Origin of the sequence: Actinoplanes sp. NPDC051494 (assembly GCF_044454705.1) — a bacterium.
Classification (GTDB): domain Bacteria; phylum Actinomycetota; class Actinomycetes; order Mycobacteriales; family Micromonosporaceae; genus Actinoplanes.
This window is the reverse complement of record NZ_JBITDZ010000002.1, coordinates 189,998-207,199: the sequence shown is the minus strand read 5'-3', so window position 1 is coordinate 207,199 and position 17,202 is coordinate 189,998. Positions and strand designations below refer to the sequence as shown.

General features: G+C 72.3%; 13 protein-coding genes. 4 read left to right on the top strand and 9 right to left on the bottom strand.

What is annotated here, in order from left to right:
• Window positions 1–134 precede the first annotated feature (134 nt).
• The 5 genes from ACIA6A_RS07725 to ACIA6A_RS07705 form a co-directional block, all read right to left on the bottom strand.
• On the bottom strand, window positions 135–1,403 hold the full coding sequence (locus ACIA6A_RS07725; protein WP_396096666.1) for a glycosyltransferase: 1,269 nt from the start codon (window positions 1,401–1,403) through the stop codon (window positions 135–137).
• Window positions 1,404–1,411: 8 nt separating this feature from the next.
• Window positions 1,412–3,637: a GH92 family glycosyl hydrolase gene (locus tag ACIA6A_RS07720; protein WP_396097609.1), complete on the bottom strand. Its 2,226-nt coding sequence runs from the start codon at window positions 3,635–3,637 to the stop codon at window positions 1,412–1,414.
• A gap of 66 nt (window positions 3,638–3,703) precedes the next feature.
• Window positions 3,704–4,594 (bottom strand): MBL fold metallo-hydrolase, encoded by an 891-nt coding sequence (locus ACIA6A_RS07715; protein ID WP_396096665.1) that lies wholly within the window; start codon window positions 4,592–4,594, stop codon window positions 3,704–3,706.
• A 78-nt stretch (window positions 4,595–4,672) separates the two neighbouring features.
• Window positions 4,673–5,527, bottom strand: coding sequence for a helix-turn-helix domain-containing protein (locus ACIA6A_RS07710; RefSeq protein ID WP_396096664.1), 855 nt, complete (start codon window positions 5,525–5,527; stop codon window positions 4,673–4,675).
• A gap of 53 nt (window positions 5,528–5,580) precedes the next feature.
• Window positions 5,581–6,462: an SDR family oxidoreductase gene (locus ACIA6A_RS07705; protein WP_396096663.1), complete on the bottom strand. Its 882-nt coding sequence runs from the start codon at window positions 6,460–6,462 to the stop codon at window positions 5,581–5,583.
• 82 nt (window positions 6,463–6,544) lie between these two features.
• On the opposite strand from ACIA6A_RS07705, the gene ACIA6A_RS07700 reads away from it, so the two are divergent.
• Entirely contained in the window at window positions 6,545–7,120 is a 576-nt protein-coding gene (locus ACIA6A_RS07700; RefSeq protein ID WP_396096662.1) for a TetR/AcrR family transcriptional regulator, read from the top strand.
• A gap of 31 nt (window positions 7,121–7,151) precedes the next feature.
• The gene (locus tag ACIA6A_RS07695) at window positions 7,152–9,407 is read left to right on the top strand and encodes a putative bifunctional diguanylate cyclase/phosphodiesterase (protein WP_396096661.1); all 2,256 of its coding nucleotides are present in this window, start codon (window positions 7,152–7,154) and stop codon (window positions 9,405–9,407) included.
• A gap of 76 nt (window positions 9,408–9,483) precedes the next feature.
• Here ACIA6A_RS07695 and ACIA6A_RS07690 read toward each other — a convergent pair whose 3' ends face one another.
• The 4 genes from ACIA6A_RS07690 to ACIA6A_RS07675 all read right to left on the bottom strand — a co-directional run bounded on the left by ACIA6A_RS07690 (window position 9,484) and on the right by ACIA6A_RS07675 (window position 13,484).
• Window positions 9,484–11,142 carry a PP2C family protein-serine/threonine phosphatase gene (locus ACIA6A_RS07690; protein ID WP_396096660.1) on the bottom strand — a complete coding sequence of 553 codons (1,659 nt, stop codon included), beginning with the start codon at window positions 11,140–11,142 and terminating at the stop codon, window positions 9,484–9,486.
• Window positions 11,143–11,270: 128 nt separating this feature from the next.
• A complete protein-coding gene (locus ACIA6A_RS07685; RefSeq protein WP_396096659.1) occupies window positions 11,271–11,666 on the bottom strand; it encodes an ATP-binding protein in 396 nt (131 codons plus the stop codon).
• A 125-nt stretch (window positions 11,667–11,791) separates the two neighbouring features.
• A complete protein-coding gene (locus tag ACIA6A_RS07680; RefSeq protein WP_396096658.1) occupies window positions 11,792–12,391 on the bottom strand; it encodes a DsbA family protein in 600 nt (199 codons plus the stop codon).
• 73 nt (window positions 12,392–12,464) lie between these two features.
• Window positions 12,465–13,484 (bottom strand): glycoside hydrolase family 26 protein, encoded by a 1,020-nt coding sequence (locus ACIA6A_RS07675; protein ID WP_396096657.1) that lies wholly within the window; start codon window positions 13,482–13,484, stop codon window positions 12,465–12,467.
• Between the two features lie 252 nt (window positions 13,485–13,736).
• Between ACIA6A_RS07675 and ACIA6A_RS07670 the strand changes: the two genes are divergently transcribed.
• Both ACIA6A_RS07670 and ACIA6A_RS07665 read left to right on the top strand, forming a co-directional pair.
• Entirely contained in the window at window positions 13,737–14,792 is a 1,056-nt protein-coding gene (locus tag ACIA6A_RS07670) for a hypothetical protein (protein WP_396096656.1), read from the top strand.
• A 1,207-nt stretch (window positions 14,793–15,999) separates the two neighbouring features.
• Complete coding sequence (locus ACIA6A_RS07665) at window positions 16,000–17,199, top strand: hypothetical protein (protein ID WP_396096655.1); 1,200 nt, start codon at window positions 16,000–16,002, stop codon at window positions 17,197–17,199.
• Window positions 17,200–17,202 lie beyond the last annotated feature (3 nt).

Here is a 17,202-nt window from a genome sequence, read left to right as displayed (position 1 = left end):
CGGCCGCCCCCCCCCCCGCCCGGCCCCCCCCCCCCCCCCCCCCCCCCCCCGCCCCCCCGCCCCCCCCCCCCCCCCCCCCCCCCCCCCCCCCCCCCCCCCCCCCCGGACCGTGGTGTCAGGCGGAACCCGGGGTGTCAGGCGGAACCCGGGGTCATCCGGGAGAACAGGTCGTCGAAGACCCGGCCCCGGTCGAAGGCCAGCGCGTACGCCCGGGCCTTAGCCTCGCGGTCCCTGCGTTCCTCGGCGGACATCTCCAGGACCGCGGCGTCGACCGCGGCGGCCAGGGCCAGGACGTCACCGGGTTCGACGATGACCGCGGTGTCACCGACGGCCTCGCCGGTGCCACCGGTCAGCGTCGTGATGATCGGGCCGCCGCCGGCCAGCATCTTCTCGGTGAGCGCGATGCCGAACGTCTCGACGAACTCCGGCTCGGGCTTCGTCGGCAGGACGTAGGCCGCGCAGCCGCGCATGAGCAGGGCCTTCTCGGTGTCGTCGACGTCGTCCAGGAAGATGACCTGATCGTCCTCGGAGGCCATCGCCTGGACGTGCTCCAGCGCCGGGCCGGTGCCGGCGACGACGAGCTTGACATCGTCCCGGCAGCGCATCTGGCCGTACGCGGTCACCAGGTCGTAAATGCCTTTGGCCCGGGCGACCCGGGACAGGAACAGCACGTAGCCGTCACGGGTCAGGCCCCGGGCGGCGAGCGCCTCGTCGACCGTGGTCTCGTCGATGTCGAGGTAGGCGCTGGTGTCGATGGGCGGATAGCTGACCGTGACCCGGCTGCGGCACTGCTCGGCGAAGCGGGTGCCGCACTTGGCGTCCACTTCCTCCGCCGACGCGATGATCTCGTCCCGGGTGTACTCCGAGACCGCGGTGACCTCGTCGTTCGCCAGGAACGTGGTGAACAGCGCGATCGCGGCACCGAAACTGCCGTCGCGCAGGCACGACTTGATGACGTTGGTGACGTCCGAGCCGACGGCCTTGGCGATCGTGTACACGTCCGGGTCGAAACCGGCGGCCCGGGCGGCGGTGACCGCGTCGACGACGACGGCCGTGTGCGGCACGAGGTACATCGACAGGCACACCGTCGGCACCGGCTCGGCCAGCAGCTCGACCAGGCGCCCGGTCAGGCCGGCCAGGTGGCGCCCGTCCGGGACCCGGTAGTCGCCGACCGGCTCGGGCCGCTCCACGGTGATGCCCGGGCTGTACGGCAGGAGCCGGTCCAGCGGCTTGAGCGGCAGACCGGCCGCCTCCAGGGCGTCGATCGGCCAGGTGAGCAGTCGCACATCGTCGAAACCGCGGGTGAGCGCGACCTCGGCCAGGTTGCGGGCCTCACCGGAGTGCCCGCAGATGACCGGGTCGGCCCGTACGGCGATGACCAGGCGACGAGAAGGGTGTTTCATGAGGGGTCCTAGGGTGCGTGCAGATCCGACACGGAGGGGGGCCGCACTCCCTGCGCCCAGGCTGACGGCTCAGGACCCAGTTTCAGGTGCAACCGTCCGCCCCGATGCAGGTCGGCGGCGGCTAAGTGTGCACCATGCAAGGCTTTGCCGTTAAGGGTGGCCGACTGAACATATTGTGTCGCCGGCGTGCGGTCGATGCCGTCGGCACCGATCGGGGTCTCCCGGTGACCGCTCGTCTCCACCACGAATTCCCGGTCACCGACGGTGATCGCACCGCGCTCGAACGCCGGCGCGTTGATCAGGAACAGGTTCTGCCCCGCGACGGGGAACAGGCCCAGCGACGCCCAGACGTACCACGAGCTGAGGCCGCCGGAGTCGTCGTTGCCCGGCAACCCACCGCGCCCGGTGCCGAACTGCCAGGTCAGAGCCGACTGCACCACGTCAGCGGTACGGTCGGGACGGCCCGCGTAGTGGTAGGCCCACGGCGCTTCCATGTCCGGCTCGTTGTTGAGCCCCTCGAACCGGTTCAGGGCGTACCCGCGGCGCATCTCGGCGGGTGACGGGCGGACCCCCGGCTGGGTGACCGGCCCGGCACCGTACCCGAAGAACTGGTCCAGCATGTCGATGAACGACTTGTCGCCGCCGGCCAGCGCGATCCGGGCGGCCATGTCGTGCACCAGCCGGAACGAGTAGTTCCACTTGCCGCCCTCGTAGAACTCCGAGTCGCGCAGCAGGCCGGTGGCCGGGTCGAACGCGTTGACCCAGCCCCGGCTGTGCTCGGCCAGGTCGTCGGCGAGACGGTGGTCGTTGAGCGCCCGCGCCACCTGGGCGGTGCAGTGATGGGCGTACGCGAGGTCGAGGGTGTGCGTGATCGGATGGACCACGCCGTGCTCACGGAAATCCTCGCCGTACATCCGGCGCAGGTCGTCGACCATGTGCACCAGCGCCCAGCTCCAGTCCAGGCTCTGCGGGCGCAGCACGTACGCGTCGGCGAGTGCGGTGTGTGCCAGCGCGCTCGCCTGCCGGAAGAAGCGGTCCGCGCCCCGGGCCATGCGGTAGCCGATCGGGAAGTTGCCCTCCTCCTCGCAGACCCGGATGAGCGACTCGAGGACGGCCGCGTGCCGCTCCGGGGCAATGGCCGCCAGCAACGGCAGCTGTGTCTTGTAGATGTCCCACATCGTGCAGATGTCGAACGCGTACGGCCCCGAGGTGGGCCAGAAAGGGCTCTCGTCGTCGGCGACGCACGGTTTGATCAAGGAGTGGTACAGCGCGGTGGACAGCACGGTGCGCCGGGCGGTGGTGCCGCCCTCGACCTGGACCTTGCCGAGGTTGTCGCGCCACCGCTCCCGGGTCCGGGTGTGCACCGTGTCGAACGCCCGGCCGGCCGGGCCGCACTCGCGTTCGAGGTTGGCGCGGGCCTGGTCGCACCCACGCAACGAGAAGCCGAGGCGAACCTCGACGCTCTGGCCCGCGGTCGAGGGCCCCATGAAGATCAACCCGAACGGGCGCAGCGTGGTGTGCCGGATACTGTCGAAGTCGAGCCGGGTCCCCCCGTCGACGAGGCGCCGGTCGTACCAGAGCATCTGGCGCCATCCCGGGCTGTCGACCTCGATGTACACCGAGAGCGGCACCCCCTCCATGACGACGGTGCCCTGCGCCCGGCCGTACCCCATGCTCTCGACCTGGGCCCGCAGCGGCACCGTGCGGCCGAGGTCGATGGCCAGACCGCCGATGGACAGGTCGATCACCACCCGGGCACTGCGCTGCTCCGGGAACGTGTACCGGTGCACGGCGACCTTCTCGCCCACCGTGATTTCGCTGCGCACCCCGGTGTCCAGGGTCGCCGCGTAGTAGCCGGCGGTCGCGACCTCGTCGTGCAGCGGCCACGCCTGCCCGAGCTCGTCGAGCGGCTGGACCATCGGCGTGACCCGGACATAGTTGTAGTACTTGCGGATGGCCCCGGTGCCGGACTGCTGGAAATGGGTGAACCCGGAGGCCTGGAGACGGTCGAACATCTCCTCGGGCACCCCCTCGGTGCCCTTCGTGTAGCGCCCGTAACCGGTCGGATAGGCCCCGGAATACGCACACGCCGACACCATGCCCATCGGTGACGTGGCGCCCGGATGGGTGTTGCCGACCTGCGGCTTCGGCCACCACCACGACGCCGCCAGCCCCTGGGCGCGGGGCAGGTCGGTCGCGGCGGTGCCGATGAAGGGATCTACGTTGTCAAGGATCTCTGCAATCTACCCAACCTGGGCCGTACGACTGGTTACATCACGGTTACAGCGCGGCGGGCGGGTTCACAGCCGGTCGAAGGGGGCCCACCGTTTGACGGCGAACGCGTCGCCGCGGTGTTCGATCTCCAGCGCACCGTGGCCGCTGAAGTGGGCCGGGAGTACGAGCGCTCCGGTGTCGGCGGCCCAGCCCAGCAACCGGCGGCGGGTGGCCAGGGCGGTGGCCGGGTCCTCGCAGAAGCAGCTGCTGTGGCCGAGCTCGGTCAGTTGCAGCGGGGTGTGGATCAGGTCGGCGGCGAACAGTGCCCGGTCGGTGCCGGAGCTCAGCTTGAGCACACTGGATCCGGGGGTGTGCCCGGGTGCGGCTTCCAGGGTCAGGTTCGCATCGACGGTGTGGCTGCCCTCCCACAGCTGGACCTGGCCGGCGGCGTGCACCGGGGCGATGCTGTCGGCGAACGCGTTCTCGTTGACGCCACCGGCGATGGTGGCATTGTTGGCCGGGTCCCAGAACACGAAGTCGGCGCGTGGCATCAGGTATGTCGCGTTCGGGAACGTCGGCACCCACTGTCCGTCCACGAGGCGGGTGTTCCAGCCGACGTGGTCCACGTGCAGGTGGGTGTTGACCACGACGTCGACGTCCTCGGGGCGGATCCCGGCGCGGGCCAGGTTGCCGAGGTAGTCCAGGTCGAGGTGGTCCCAGGCGGGGACGGCCGGGCGGTGCTTGTCGTTGCCGATGCCGGTGTCGATGAGGATCGTGCGGCCCTCGCTGCGCAGCACCCAGGTCTGCATGGCCGCGTGCACCATGTCGCCGCCGAGGTGGTCGGGGACCAGGTCGGCCTCGTGCCGGCGCCATGTCTCGCCGGGGATCGTCGGGAAGAACGCGGCGGTGGGCATGATCGGGCCGTGCTGCTCCTCGACCCGGGTCACGGAGACATCGCCCAGTTCGATCTCGTTCATGGTTGCCTTTCGTCGTTCCGTTGAGGGTTTTCGGGCGCACGGCATCGCCGCACGTCCCGGGGAGAAAGAACCTTGCGGTCAGCTGCCGAACACGCTGCTGTGCGCCAGCAGGGACATCGCGGCCCGCGAGGGCGAGCCGGTCTCGGTGGTGGCGACGACGACCGTACGGCCGTTCTCGGTGCGCAGGGCCTGCTGTGTCACGGTCATGGCGCCCACCAGTGGGTGCCGCATCTCGTAGACGGCTTCGCCGCCGGCCTTGACCCGATGGGCCGCCCACATGGCGGCGAACTCGGGGCTGCGGACCGTCAGCTCCCCGATCAGCGCCGGGATCGCCGGGTCGTGCGGGTGCTGCCCGGCCGCGAGCCGCAACGTCCCCACCACGGCCCGGGCCTTCGCGGGCCAGTCGGCGTACAGATCGCGGGTGTGTTCGTCGAGGAAGACGAGCCCGGCCGTGGTGGGCCGGGTGCGGGGCAGGTCCGGGGCGGCCGGGTCGAGGTGCCCGGCGAACAGGGCGTGCCCGGTCCGGTTCCAGGCCAGCACGTCGCCGCGCCGTCCCAGCACCAGCGCCGGGGTGTCCCCCATCGCCTCGATCAGCTGCGCGAGTTCGGCGGTCATCCGTTCCGGTGCGCGGCGGCGGGTCACCGGCCGGGCCCGGGTGCCGGCCGCCAGGTCGTACAGGTGCCGGGTCTCGGCGTCGTCGAGCCGCAGTGCCCGGGCGATGGCGGCGAGGACCTCCGGGGACGCGTTCTGCGAGGTGCCCTGCTCCAGCCGGGCGTAGTAGGAGGCGCTGACCCCGGCCAGCCGGGCCAGCTCCTCGCGGCGCAGACCGGGGACCCGGCGGCGGTCGCCGTACCCGGTGAGGCCCACCGCCGCCGGCTGCATCTGCGACCGGCGGGTCTGCAGGAACGCGCCGAGCTGTCGTCTGCTGTCCATGGATCGAGTATCGGCAGGTTCTGCGCGCGCAGCCACACCCTGCCGGGGGGTGGCTACCGGCCGGCGCTCGCCGTGGGGTAGTGCTTGCGCAGGTCGGCGGTCGTCATCCGGTCGAGGACCCGGTCGGGCAGGAAGCGGGCGGCGCCGATCAGGAAGCCGGCCGTGGCACCGATGACGTAGCGGGTGCGGGGCCGGCGATCGGTGACGGCCCGGGCGATCGTGCGGGCGGCGGCCTCGGCGGTCACACCGGCCTCGGTGAACGCGGCGACGTGGGCGGGCAGCGCCCGCACCAGCTCGCCGTAGCGGGCCTGCTGGTCGGCGGTCATACCCGCGGCGAGCCGGCTCAGGCCGGACAGACCGGTGCCGGCCATCTCGGTCTTGACGCCGCCGGGTTCGACCACCACCACACGTACGCCGTACGGGGCCAGCTCGTTGCGCAGCGCGTCGCTCATCGCCTCCATCGCGTGTTTGCTGCTGGCGTACGGCCCGTAGCCGGCCATGGAGAGCTTGCCGTTCAGCGAGCTGATGTTGACGACCCGGCCACCGCCGCGCACCAGGGCGGGGAGCAGTGCCTGGGTGACCGCGACCGGGCCGAAGAGGTTGACCTCGAAGATACGGCGCCAGTCGCCGATCGGGGTCGCCTCGACCGGGCCGGCGCCGGGGATGCCGGCGTTGTTGACCAGCGCGCGCAGCGGGCGTCCGAGCGGGTCGCCGTCGACGCGGGCCACCAGGGCCTCGATCTGGTCGCCGTCGGTGACGTCGAGGAGCACCGGTTCGATGCCGGTCGCCCGGAGGGTCTCACCGTCGTTGTCGCGGCGCACCCCGGCGAGGACGTGGAAGCCGCGGCGGGCGAGGTCGCGGGCGGTGGCGGCGCCCATCCCGGTGGACGCCCCGGTCACGACCACGAGGCCGGTATTTTCAGATGACGTTGTCATAGGAAAGAGCGTGCGCGCTTCAGATGACAATGTCAAGTGATTCGGATGACACTGTCATCGCAGATTCGCTAGGATGACCGCCATGACCAGCCGCGCCGAGTCCGCCGCCGCCACCCGCCGCGCCCTGCTCGACGCCGCCGCCGGCCTGCTCGACCAGGGCGGCCTCGACGCGGTGACGCTGCGCGCGGTCGGCGCCCGCGCCGGGGTGACCCGGGGAGCTCCCTACGGCCACTTCGCCGACAAGGAGAACCTGCTGATCGCGATCGGCACCCAGGCCTGGGAACAGCTCGGCGAGCGGACCCAGGCCCTGCGCGCGGACCCCACCCTGCCCCCCGCCGCGAAACTGCGCGGCGCGCTGCTCGCACTCATCGACATCGGCCGCACCCGGCCGCACCTCTACAAACTGATGTTCAGCAACCCGCCCGGCGACCCGGCCGCCCTGGCCCGGGCCGCCCGGCACAGCCAGACCGAGTTCCTGGCGATCGTCGCCGCCCTGGTCGGCGACGACCACGCCCGCCGCTACGGGGCGCTGCTGATCAGCAGCGCGAGCGGGATCGCCGGCATGGAGGTCAGCACGCAGCTGGCCGACCCCAAATGGGGCGACCTCACCGCCGAGGACCTCGTCGACACCCTGGTCACCATGATCGCCGGTTCCTAAGCTGTGCCACCGCGGTGCCGATCGGGGGGACGTGAGCCCTGAGCACGCGCCGCCACGGCGCGGTGCGGCTGTCGCGTGGGTGTTCGTCGCCTGGTCGGCGCTGATCGTGGCGCTGATCGCCGCCGGGCCGGAGCCGCTGCGGGGTCCGCTGAACCTCGTCGGGGTGCTGGGCGGGATGGCCGCGATCGGGTACGGCACGTTGCGGATCGCCCTGCCCGCCGACCGGGCCCCGTGGCGGCACATGTGCGTCTCCGCGCTGCTGTTCCTGGCCGGGCTGATCACCCGGGTCCTGGTGCCCGGCGCGAACACGTCACCGCCGACCGTCATGGCGCTGATCCCCGACGCATTCATCGTCCCGGGCTACCTGATGGCGGCGTACGCGTTCACCGGTCTGCTACGCCGCCGCCGGGCCGACGCGGACGACCCGGCCTGGGTCGACGCGGTGCTCGTGGGGGTGGCGTCCGCGTTCATGGCGTGGACCTACCTGGTGCAGCCCTCGGTCGAGCGGACCGGGTTGCCTGTTCCGCAGCTGGCGAACTCGTTCTTCCCCGTCATCGACGTGGTGCTGATCGTCCTGGTCGCGCAGCTGGCGCTGGCCGGTGGGGTCCGGGCGCCCGCGCTGTGGCTGCTCACGCTCGGCTCGGCGAGCCTGTTCGCCGGCGACCTGCTCTTCACGATCCGCGACGGCGAGCTCGCCGTGGTCTCCGCCGATCTTGTCGACGTGCTGTACTCGTGCGCGTTCCTGCTGCTCGGTGCCGCGACGCTGCATCCCTCCATGCGGACCCTCACCGAACCGCAGCAGATCATCGCGCGCAACCTGTCCCGGGTACGGACGACGCTGCTGGCGCTGGTGCTGCTGAGCCCGGTGATCGCCGCGATCGTCGAACCGGCCGGCGGGGTCCTGGACCGGGCCGTCCGGGTCGTGCTCTGCACCCTGCTCATCCTGGCCGTGCTGTTCCGGGTGGTCCGGTCCAACAATTCCCGGGCCCGCGCGGAGGACCTCATCCGGCGGCGCGCCACCCATGACCTGCTCACCGACCTGCCCAACCGGGAGCTCCTCAGCGAGACGATCACGGCCTGGGGCAACCGGGCGGTCGCCGAGCGGCAGGAGATCAGCCTGCTCTTCATCGACCTCGACCACTTCAAGATGATCAACGACCACTGGGGGCACCGGGTCGGCGACGAGCTGCTGTGCGCGGTGGCCGGCCGGCTCGGCGCGCATGTCCGCAGCTCCGACCTGGTCTGCCGGATCGGTGGCGACGAGTTCGTCATCGCCCTCGCCAGCCCGTCGCACAGCATCCTGGCCGAGGCGGTCGCGACCCGGGTGCTCGACCTGTTCACCCGCCCGTTCGACCTGTCCGTCGGCAGCGTCGCGGTGTCCGCGTCGATCGGGGTGGCCCGCACGAGCGGCAGCGCCGAGGCGCTCGACCTGATCCGGGACGCGGACACTGCCATGTACAAGGCGAAGGGGTCGGGCCGCAACGCGTACGCCCTGTTCGAGACCGCCATGCGCGCCGAGGTCGAGGACCGGATGACGCTCGAGCAGGCGTTGCGCGGTGCGTTGCAGCGCGGTGAGCTGTACGCGACGTACCAGCCGATCGTCGATCTGGCGACCGGCGAGGTGGACGGTTTCGAGACGTTGATGCGCTGGGAGCACCCGGAGCTGGGGCTGGTGTCGCCGCTGCGGTTCATCCCGATCGCCGAGGAGACCGGCCTCATCGTCGAGGCCGGTGCCTGGCTGCTGCGCGAGGCGGCGGGCCGGCTCGCGGCCTGGCGGGCCGAACGCGGCCCGGACGCCCGTCCCCTGCACATCTCGGTGAACGTCTCGGTGCGCCAGCTGCGCGACCGGGAGCTGATCGCGGTGGTGCGCGACGTGCTGGCCGGGACCGGGCTGCCGCCGGAGGCCATCTGGCTGGAGATCACCGAGTCCGGGGTCATGCAGGACGTCGAGACCGCGCTGGCCACCCTCACCGAACTGCGCGACATGGGCATCACCCTCGCCGTCGACGATTTCGGCACCGGGTACTCGTCGCTGAGCTATCTCAACCGGCTCCCGGTCGGCATCGTCAAGCTGGATCGCTCGTTCGTCTGCGACGTGGGCACCGAGGGGCCGAACGAGTCGATCGTCCGGGCGGTCCTGGCCATGGCCGGCGCGTTCGGCCTGCGTGTCGTGGCCGAGGGGGTGGAGACCGAGAGCCAGCGCGACTGGCTGCGCGCGCAGGGCTGCGACCTGGCCCAGGGGTGGCTCTTCGGCAAGCCGGTGCGGGCCGCCGAGACGGTCCGGTGAGACGGTCCGGTGAGACGGGGCACCGGCCCGGCCGGGGCCGGACCGCCGCGCTGATCAGAACGGAGGGGCGCCGGAGTCAGCGGGTCGCGCGCAGCCCCAGCACCGCGATGTCGTCGGCCCCGCCCTGACTGAACGCGGCGGCGAGCCGGTTCAGCCGCTCGACCAGCACGTCCAGCGGCTCGTCCGGCGCGCCTGCGAGTGCCGGCAGCAGGCCGCTGTCCTCGAACATCACCCCGCCGGCGTCGCGGGACTCGGTGAGCCCGTCGGTGAACAGCAGCAGCGTGTCGCCCGGGGCCAGATGCAGCAGGGAGCTGCCGATCCGCGCCGGGTTGCGGACCCCGAGCACCACCCCGCCGCCGCGGGCCGTGACGACGTCGCCGCCGGCCCGGATCACCAGCGGTGCGGGATGCCCGGCCGAGGCCAGCTGGACCGCGAACCCGCCGTCCGGCTCGGGGGACAGCGTGATCACCGCGCCGGTGACGAAGCGCCAGGATCCGTCGTGGCACAGCACCTCGTTGAGCCGGGCCAGCGCGCGCTCGCCGGACATCCCCTCGTGCAGCAGCGTGCTGAGGGTGTGCCGGGCCATACCGGTCATGGCGGCCGCGCCGACGCCGCGGCCGCAGACGTCGCCGATCATCGCCGCGCACCCACCGTCCGCCCGCGGCACCACGTCGTAGAAGTCCCCGCCGACCTCGAGCGTCTTGTCGGCGACCGCGTAGGAGGCGGCGGTCTGCACGCCGGGGGCGGTCTGCAGCACGGCCGGCAGCAGGTGTTTCTGCAGGGTCACGACGTCACGCCGGCGCTGCTCGTACAGCTCGGCGTTGTCGAGTGCCAGCGCCGCCCGCCGGGTCAGGTCCAGCAGGAACGACGGGCCGGGGATCCGGTCACCGGGCCGGTCGAACAGGAAGACCACCGCGCCGAGGAGCCGGCCGCGGACGCGCAGCACCGTGACCCTGAGCGACCGCGCCCCCAGCGCCCCGGCCTGTACGGGCGACAGCTCCCGCAGGTCCGCGGCCGGGCCGGACGGATCGGCCAGCGCCCGTACCACCAGGTCGTGCAGCCAGCCGAGGTGACGCCCGCTCACCTGGCCCGGCCAGCGGCGCCGGGCATCGACGTGCACCCCGACCGCCAGCGTGACCGCGGTGCCGTCGACCAGGTAGACCAGACACCCCTCGGCCACCGCCGGGACCACCATCCGGGCCACCCCGTACCCGGTCCGGGCCACGTCCAGCACCGCATCCATCTGCAACGACGCCTCGGCCAGCAGGGCATCGCGGCCCTGCGCCTCCTCCAGCCGGGACTGCCGGTCGAGACGCTCGATCGCCCGCAGGCCCACCTCGACGATCCGGGCGAAGTACGCCGCCAGCGCCGCCGCCGGGACCGGGCCGCCGAACACCACACAGAGGTTGGTGACCGCACCGGACGCCCCCGCGAAGCCGGCGACGGCCACCACGCAGCCGTCGATCCGGCGCACCAGAACCGGTTCGAGACGGCGGGCGACCAGACGCTCGAGATCGAACGACGGCCGCTCCCGGCCGCCGGGGGTCACCCACCGGAGCCGCTCGGTACGCCCTTTGGGGTCCTGCTCGAGGCCGGCGGCGGCCACCGCACCGGGCAGGCCGAGCAGCACGCCGAGCAGCCGCGAACCCAGCTCGAGGCGGTCCGGTGCGGCCATCGCCGCAGCCCACAGCTCATGCAGCGTGCCCGACCATCCATCGATCCGAGGACTGCTCATCGCGCCTTCTCCGAACCGTCGGCAGAGAATTCAGCGCAACGGCTCGGAACTGAGGGCCAAGGCGGGTCGTGGAGTGCGACCCCAGCGTCTCACAGTCCCGGCGGTATGCCACACCTGTCGCCGGGCCGTCACACGTCCACGATCAGTTCGACCCGGGTGCCGAGCGCCGAGGACGACAACCGGACCGCCGTACACAGGGCGAACGCCAGCCACAGACCACGACCGCCCACCGCCGTGGGACCGGGCCGGGATGCCCGGTGACGGTCGACCCGATCGGGCAGCCCCGGCCCCACGTCACTGATCACGCAGCGGACACACCGGTCGGCGAGGCTCAGGTGGACGGTCCCCCCGCCGCCGCCGTGCTCGACGGCGTTGCCGAGCATCTCGGCGACGGCCAGCGTGATGTCGTCCGCCCGGTCCCGTGACATACCGGTCCGCGACAGCCAGCTCGCCACCGCCCGCCGGACCGGCGCAAGAGCGGCGAGGTCGAAGGTGGAATGGTAGAAGACAAGGGCCTCCGGCATGACGCCTCCTGGAGTTGCCGCACGGTGCACCACCGGGGTCCAGGGCAGCCGAGCCTCTGGCGTCGAAGGGCTCAGGCATCGAGGCTACGCCGCGAACCACCACTCCGCTCGGCACGCGGTGCTTGTCACGTGAACGACAACTTTCCGGTACGGGTCCGTTTGAGCTCGAAGAAGTCGGGGAAGCCGGCCAGCGCCCGGGCGCCGTCGAAGAGTGCCGCCGCCGTCTCGCCGCGGGGGATGCTGCTCAGCACCGGGCCGAAGAACGCGACCCCGTCGATGTGCAGGGTGGGGGTGCCGACGTCGGCGCCGACCGGATCCATCCCCTCGTGGTGGCTGCGGCGCAGCGCCTCGTCGTGGGCACCGTCGTGGGCGGCGTCCGCGAGCCCGGCCGGCAGCCCCACCTCGGCCAGCGCCTCGGCGACCACGACGTCGAAGTCCTTGCCGCCCCGTGGGTGGATCCGGGTGCCGAGGGCCGTGTACAGGTCGCCGAGCACCCCGGGGCCGTGCCGTTCGGCGGCGGCGGTGACCACCCGGGCCGGGCCGAGCGAGCGGTTCACCAGGTCGCGGTACCACTCGGGCAGGTCCCGGCCCTCGTTGAGCACGAACAGGCTCATCGGCTTGAAGTGCAGCTCCAGCTCGCGCAGGGGCTGAACCTCGAGGATCCAGCGCGAGGTGATCCAGGCGAACGGGCAAGCCGCGTCGAAGTAGAAGTCCACACGTGTCATGGTGGTGAACCTTAAGAACCGGATTGGACCCTCTCAAGAGCCAATCCAGATTGTTTTGATCGGGCCAATCGGGTCACCCCTGGAAGTGCGCGTCCCGGGCCATCCTCCGGTACGCGGCCAGGGCCCCGTCCGTGCTGTCGACGCGGAAGTTCGTGTCGTTGTGGGTGTCGGTGTCGAACCAGACCAGCGCGCTGATCTCGGGGGTCCGGCGCACGTACGCGGCGAGGTCGTCGGTCCAGTCCGCCTTGGTGGAGCCACCGAAATCGATCGCGGCGGTCTCCGTGACGATGATCGGCTTACGGGCCCCGTACGCGTTCACGACCGGCGTGAACAGGGTGCGCGGTGACTCCTTGTAGAAGTTGTAGCCGGACACGCCGACCCAGTCCACATAGTCGTCACCGGGGTAGTAGTTGCGCAGCGCGTTCCACGAGTCACCGGGGCTGGAGTTCCAGTTCGGGCTCCACACCCAGGACACGTTGTCCGCCCCCTCGTCGGCGAAGATGCGGTGGATGCGGCGCCACGCGCTCACGTACCCGTCGGGGTCCTTGCCGTTGCCGGCGCCGCCCCACTCGAACCAGTCGCCGTTCATCTCCCAGGCCCACCGCAGCAGCAGCGGTCTGCCCTGCCGGGCGAGATTGCGGGCGGCCGCGGCGATCAGCTTGTCCGAGCCGCCGCCGTTGATCCGTTTCCAGGCCACCCCGTGCCAGGAGATCATCAGCGTGCTGCCGGACCCGACCCCTTGACGGGTACGCGGCAGCGCCTCGTCCCAGGCCCAGAACTGATGGACGATCGGCTGGTCCCGGCCGAGCTGCTTGCGGCGCAGCGCGAGGCTCTGCGCCGACGACCGGCCGCTCAGGCTGAGATACGCGCCGAGCATCACCGTGCCGTCGGCCGGTGCCACCGGGCCACTGCGTCCGCTGTCGCCGGTGGCTTTGCGCGTCGCGGCCGATTCCTCGGGCGACCCGGACGGGGCCGGCGACGCGGTGACCGTGGCCGCCGGGCCGAGGCTGCTCACCGCGGACGGCGACGCGGACGGCGACGGCGACAACGGCGGTGGCGGCGATCCGGCCGGCGAGGGTGATGAAACGGACACTTCGGATACTGGGCGGGAACAGGCGGCCGGAAGGGCAGCCAGAGCGGCCATCGTGAGCAGACCGCGACGTGAGACCGGTGACACGCGTTCGACCTCCTCGCTGGGCAACAGCGCCGGACGCTACCCCGCTGAACAGCCCAAACCCAAGAAAGAGCCCGATTCCTGCCGCACCGTCCGGTACCACTGGCCGGGGCACACCGGCCTCGCCCGGCTACGTACACTTCGCGGGTTCAACGGGGGGAAGGAACCACCATGTCCGAACAACCGCAGCCGCCCGCGGGTCCGGCCGGCAGTGCCATCGCGCTGACCGCCAAGTACGCCTGGATGACGTTCATCCTCGGCCTGTTCAAGCCGTTCCTCGCGATCAACGGGCACCGGGTCCCGATCGGCTGGGGCCGCACCGTCGTGCCCGTGCCGCCCGGTCAGTACCACGTCCACGTGCACGTGCCGTACCTGATCCCGTCCCGCATCGGCACCGCCGAGACGGTCGTGCCGGTCTACCCGGGCCAGGTCGTCGAGGTGGAGTACCGCGCCCCCGCGATCGGCTGGCTCAGCGGCTCGATCGGCCCGGCTCCGCAGCAGCACCGCGGCATGGCCGCCAGCATCGCGCTGATGGTCGGCTCACTGCTGCTCGTCTGCTGCGTGACCGGCCTTCTCGGTTTCGCCGTGCTGTCCGACAGCGGCACCCGGGACGACCCGTACACGCTCCCCACGTTCACGCCGTACTCGGCACCGGCCCGGCCCTCCACCCCGGCCCCGGACACAGCCTCCCCCAGCGCGGCCGGCACCGAACCCACGCTCCGGTCGACCCCGGCCCGCACCCTCGTCGGCCCCTCCTACGCCGCCGGCGCCGACACGTTCACCATGGCGCTCGACGGCTACCCGTTCGCGTTCCGGGTGCCGCCGACCTGGGGCTGCCTGCCCGGCAAGATCAGCATCCCGGACGCCAAGGCCTGGGTCTGCATCGACGAGGGCAACCCGTTCGACTCGAACGCACCCCAGCCGGACCGCACCCAGCGGCTGCAGATCATGCTGCGCCCGTGCGCCGCGCCGTGCGCCCAGAGCGATCGCGACCAGCTGAGCAAGGAATGGTTCAACGTCACGACCAAGGCGAAGACGGTCGACGGGTACACCTCGTACATCGAGACGCCCCGCGACAACCGGGGCCGCTACACCCTGGACATGAGCCACTTCACCCCCGCCGATGGCACCCCGGCGTGGCAGGTCGGCGTCGGCGCGTACAGCGCCCCGGAGACCAAGGCCGTCATCCAGAAGATCTTCAACGACATCCTCACCCAGGCCGGCTGACCCGGCGAGAGATTAGCGTCACGCTAAGCAACCTTCTGGCTACCGAACGATGACCCGTTGTGCAAGGCCGGGCCCATATCTTCAAACCAGCTCTCCCTGACTCCCCCCGATCAGAGGCTGGATCTCGATGACCATCAACATGATGCGCACAGGGGTCGGCGCCGCCGCGGCCGCGGCGCTGGTGCTCGGCTCACCCGGCTCCGCCTCAGCCGGATCGGCCACCGGCGGCCTGATCTACGCGTGCGCCAACATCTCGACCGGCGTCGTGAGCGTCATCGACTATGCCGCCGGGAGCCGGTGCACGGACGGGATCCTGATCTCCTGGAACCGGGTCGTCCAGAGGGGCCGGTCCACCTCGAACGGTCGCGGCGCGGCGCCCGGGCTGCAGAGCGTACCCGGCATCCAGGGCCTGATCAGCGCCGCCGCGACAACGGGCCCGGCCGGCCCGGCAGGCCCTCGGGGCGCCACCGGCCCGGCGGGCCCGGCCGGTCCGTCAGGCCCGGTCGGCCCGGCCGGAGCACGGGGCGCGTCCGGCCCGATCGGCCTCCCCGGGGCGCAGGGACTGCAGGGCCTACCCGGCGTCATAGGCCTACCGGGAGTCAAAGGCGCGACCGGGCTGACCGGCGCCCAGGGCTTCATCGGCCCGATCGGCCTGACCGGCCCCAAGGGTGCGACCGGTGCCACCGGCCTGACCGGCACAACCGGCTCAACCGGCGCGGCGGGTGCAACCGGAGCGGCAGGCGCAACCGGAGCCGTTGGTGCGACTGGCGCCACCGGGGCAACAGGAGCGGCAGGCGCAACCGGCGCGGCAGGCGCAGTTGGCGCGACCGGGGCAACCGGGGCAGCTGGCGCAACCGGAGCCGTTGGTGCGACTGGCGCCACCGGCGCGGCGGGCGCAGATGGTGTGGCGGGCGCAGATGGTGCGGCGGGCGCAGATGGTGCGGCGGGCGCAGATGGTGCGGCGGGCGCAGATGGTGCGACCGGGGCAACAGGCGCTGCTGGCGCAACCGGCGCAACCGGCGCAACCGGCGCAACCGGCGCAACCGGCGCAACCGGGGCAACCGGGGCAACCGGGGCAACCGGGGCAACCGGAGAGACCGGCGCGATTGGCGCAACCGGGGAGACCGGGGCGACGGGCGCGACCGGGGCGACAGGTGCGACCGGGGCGACGGGTGCCAGCGGGGAGGCCGGGCTGTCGGCATTCGCGTTGTGGCTGCAGGAGGGGAACAGCGGCACGGTCGGTGACTTCCTCGCCTCCCTGATCGGTGAGCGGGGTGCCGACGGGTTCTCGGCCTACCAGCTGTGGCTGGCGAACGGCCATGCCGGCACGGTGGACGAGTTCCTCGGCTCGCTGGTCGGCCCGCGCGGTTTCGACGGCAGGTCCGCGTACGACATCTGGAGCGACACGAACACCGGAACCCTCGACGACTTCCTGGCGTCACTGGTCGGCGCCCAGGGTGCGACCGGCCGGCAGGGCGACTCGGCCTTCGACATCTGGCGCTCGCTGGACGGCAACGCCGACGGCACCGTGACCGAGTTCCTGGCCGGCCTGGTCGGCGCGCAGGGTGCGGTCGGTCCACAGGGGCCGATGGGACCGCAGGGCCAGCAGGGCCTGCCCGGAGACACCGGCGCCAAGGGTGACACCGGCGAGACGGGCCCCCAGGGTGCGACCGGCGCAGCAGGCGCGCAGGGCCCGACCGGCCCCCAGGGTACGGCCGGAGCAGACGGCGCGCAGGGTGCAACCGGCCCCCAGGGCGCCACCGGCACCACAGGCCCCCAAGGCGCAACCGGCGCCCAGGGCACGACCGGCGCAACCGGCGCCCAAGGCGCGACCGGGGCAACAGGCGCCCAAGGCGCAACCGGCGCGCAGGGTTCCACCGGCGCAACGGGTGCCCAGGGCACGACCGGCGCGCAGGGCCCGGCCGGGACAACCGGCCCGCAGGGCGCGACCGGCACCCAAGGACCGGCCGGGGCAACCGGCCCGCAAGGCGCGACAGGTGCCCAAGGATCAGCCGGCGCCACCGGCCCGCAGGGTGCCACCGGCGCGACCGGCACCCAAGGACCGGCCGGCGCGACCGGCCCGCAAGGCGCGACCGGCCCGCAAGGCGCGACCGGAGCGCAGGGGCCGACCGGAGCGGCAGGCCCGCAGGGTGCCACCGGCGCCCAGGGGCCGGCCGGCGCCGACGGGGTGAGTGGGTACGCGCTCGTGACGGGTACCGCCGGCAGCAGCAGCTCCGTCGCCACCTGTCCGGCGGGCAAGAAGGTCATCGGTGGCGGTGGCACCGTCACCAGCGGCGGCCAGCTCGCCGGGAACTATCCTTCGTCGCAGACCACCTGGACCGCCACCAACCAGGGCGGCCTCGGGGGATCGGTGACGGCGTACGCGATCTGCGCCACGGTCGTCTGAGTT